The 2,205-nt window shown below is 66.3% G+C and carries 2 protein-coding genes; both read left to right on the top strand.

From position 1 onward, the window contains the following. The first annotated feature begins 94 nt into the window (after positions 1–94). Entirely contained in the window at positions 95–1,456 is a 1,362-nt protein-coding gene (locus U9980_RS17690) for a pyridoxal phosphate-dependent decarboxylase family protein (RefSeq protein WP_322768930.1), read from the top strand. Between the two features lie 66 nt (positions 1,457–1,522). Next, positions 1,523–2,089 carry a Uma2 family endonuclease gene (locus U9980_RS17685; protein ID WP_416210306.1) on the top strand — a complete coding sequence of 189 codons (567 nt, stop codon included), beginning with the start codon at positions 1,523–1,525 and terminating at the stop codon, positions 2,087–2,089. The last annotated feature ends 116 nt before the right edge of the window (positions 2,090–2,205 follow it).

Raw genomic sequence — 2,205 nt, 5'->3', positions numbered from 1 at the left:
CCAATGCACATGAAATGCACATACTGCTACCGCGGTATCGCGTCCCTATTGTCAGGTGAGTCTGGCTATACTCTGCTCCGTGCATCGGTATGACATGGACAGCGAGATTCTGGCCCAGGCTGTTGTCGACTATGCGCGGGAGCGCCTGCGTCTGCATCCGGTCCCGCTGGACGGGTCGCGCTCCCACGCGGACCTGGCCGCCACCGCGGGAGCGACGATTACCCCCGACGGTATGGGCGGCGTCGAGGTACTCGGTCTTTTCGACAAGGTCCTCTCCAGAGCCTGCATTTCTGTTGATCATCCACGTAATCTCTCGTTCATTCCGGCGGCTCCCACCAAGGCGGCAATACTGTTCGACCTCGTTGTCGGGGCGTCGTCGGTATATGCGGGCAGCTGGCTGGAGGGCGCCGGTGCGGTCTACGCGGAGAACCAGGCGTTGCGCTGGTTGTCCGATCTGGCCGGTTTCCCGTCCCGGGCGGGTGGTGTCTTCGTCCAGGGGGGGACGGTCGGCAACCTTTCCGCCCTGGTCGCAGCGAGGCACGCGGCGCAGCAGGCCAGGCGGCAGGCGGCGGGTTGCGGGGCCGAACCCACCACCTGGCGGGTCGTCTGCGGTTCCGAAGCGCACTCCTCGGTTGAGACCGCCGCCCGCATCATGGGCGTCGACGTTCTGGTCGTGGCGACGGACCAGGACGGACGGCTCACCGGTCCTGCGCTGGGCGCCGCGTTGGACGCCGCCGGCGTCGCCGTTGCCGACACGGTCTTCGCCGTCGTGGCAACAGCCGGTACCACGCAGTTCGGCATTGTCGATGATATTCGCGGCATTGTCGACGTGGCCCGTGAACGCGGTATCTGGGTACACGTCGACGGCGCCTACGGACTGGCCGCACTGGCTGCGGAATCAGTCCGTCACCTTTTTGCCGGTGTGGCGGATGCCGACTCCTTCATCGTTGATCCGCACAAATGGTTGTTCGCGCCGTTCGACGCCTGCGCGCTGATCTATCGGGAACCGGCGCTGGCCCGCGCGGCACATGCGCAGAAAGCGGGTTACCTCGAGGTGCTGGAGTCCACGGACGCCTGGAATCCAGCGGACTACGCGATCGGCCTGTCCCGGCGCGCGCGTGGTCTGCCCTTCTGGTTCTCCCTCGCCGTGCACGGGACCCGTGCCTACAGCGCCGCCGTGGAGAAGTCCCTGGCCACCGCCCGGTCCGCGGCCGACCAGATCCGGGCGCTGCCCTACGTCGAGCTTGTGCGCGAACCGCAGCTTTCCGTGGTTGTCCTGCGGCGCCTGAACTGGGCACCGCAGATGTACTACGAGTGGACGGAGAAGCTGCTGCAGTCGGGCTTCGCGTTCGTCACCCCGACCGTCCACGAGGGGGAGACGGTGACCCGGTTCGCGATCGTCAACCCGTGCACCGAACCCGCGGACATCGCCGCGATCCTGGCGACCATGGCCTAGCGGATGACGCACAGTACGCTGTCAGGTAGGAATCAGGCCTGCCGTCAGGTTCGCAGGAGGTGTGTCATGACCGCGGAGATGGTCGCCCCTGCGTGGATGCACGAGCAGATCACGGCGGAGCAGTACGACTCCTGGTCGCAGGAGCAGTGCGCGGGCATCGAGATCGTGGACGGGATGGTCGTCGTGAGCCCCAGCGCGTCCAAGCGGCACAACCGGCTGGCCCGGATCGTCGCGAACGCACTGGACGCGGCCGCCGGGGTGGACTGGAACGCCGACACGGACTTCGACGTCCGGCTGCAGGACGTGCCGCTCACCAATCGCCGTCCGGATGTCGTGGTGTATCGCGCGGACACGATTGATGTCACGCCCACCCGTCCCGAACACGTGCTGTTGGTCGTGGAGATCGTCTCGCCGGGTTCGGAGACCACCGACAGGATCGTGAAGGTGGACCAGTACGCCAAGGCCGGCATCGCCTTCTACTGGCGGATCGAGCAGGCCGCTACCGGTGTTCCGCTGGTCTACACCTATGTCCTCGACCCGGCGAGGCGGGTCTACCGGGACGGAGAGGTATTCACCGGCGTGGTCACGGTCTCGGCGCCCTTCGCAGCAGAGATCGACCTCCATCAGATCTGATACCCGTCCATCGCGAGCGTCCTGGCAGCGCTGAGACGAGAACTGAGGCGGAAGGCGACAATCAAACGCCGGGCTGGGTGATCGGCCCGGCGTTTTGTCTGGCTGTGGGCTGTGGG

Source organism: Protofrankia sp. Cr1, assembly GCF_963555865.1.
Taxonomy (GTDB): domain Bacteria; phylum Actinomycetota; class Actinomycetes; order Frankiales; family Frankiaceae; genus Protofrankia.
Note: the sequence above shows the minus strand (reverse complement) of the source record. Positions and strands in the feature narration are given on the sequence as shown.

Excerpts from the sequence above, each read along its gene's own strand:
- U9980_RS17690 (WP_322768930.1), top strand. The coding sequence starts at position 95 with ATGGACAGCGAGATTCTGGCCCAGGCTGTTGTCGACTATGCGCGGGAG.
- U9980_RS17685 (WP_416210306.1), top strand. The coding sequence starts at position 1,523 with ATGACCGCGGAGATGGTCGCCCCTGCGTGGATGCACGAGCAGATCACG.